Here is a 624-nt window from a genome sequence, read left to right on the forward strand (position 1 = left end):
GATTTGTTGGACGTCAAGCGGCGGACGGGTGAGTAACGGCTGGGAACCTGCCTGACGAGGGGGATAACCGTTGGAAACGACGGCTAATACCGCATAATGTCTTGGTTCGTTAGAGTCAGGACCAAAGGTGGCCTCTACATGTAAGCTATCGCGTTGGGATGGGCCCAGTTAGGATTAGCTAGTTGGTAAGGTAATAGCTTACCAAGGCAACGATCCTTAGCTGGTTTGAGAGGATGATCAGCCACACTGGGACTGAGACACGGCCCAGACTCCTACGGGAGGCAGCAGTGGGGAATATTGCACAATGGGGGAGACCCTGATGCAGCCATGCCGCGTGTGTGAAGAAGGCCTTCGGGTTGTAAAGCACTTTCAGCAGTGAGGAAGGTCGTGTACTTAATAGGTGCACGGCTTGACGTTAGCTGCAGAAGAAGCACCGGCTAACTCCGTGCCAGCAGCCGCGGTAATACGGAGGGTGCGAGCGTTAATCGGAATTACTGGGCGTAAAGCGCATGCAGGCGGTTTGTTAAGTCAGATGTGAAAGCCCGGGGCTCAACCTCGGAACCGCATTTGAAACTGGCAGGCTAGAGTCTTGTAGAGGGGGGTAGAATTTGCAGGTGTAGCGGT

The 624-nt window shown here is 54.2% G+C and carries 1 rRNA gene; it reads left to right on the forward strand.

Features of this window, described 5'->3' with window-relative positions:
* A 16S ribosomal RNA gene (locus DZ54_RS0117595) occupies positions 1 to 624 on the forward strand; the annotation flags it as partial.

This window comes from Salinivibrio socompensis S35 (assembly GCF_000513715.1).
GTDB lineage: Bacteria > Pseudomonadota > Gammaproteobacteria > Enterobacterales > Vibrionaceae > Salinivibrio > Salinivibrio socompensis.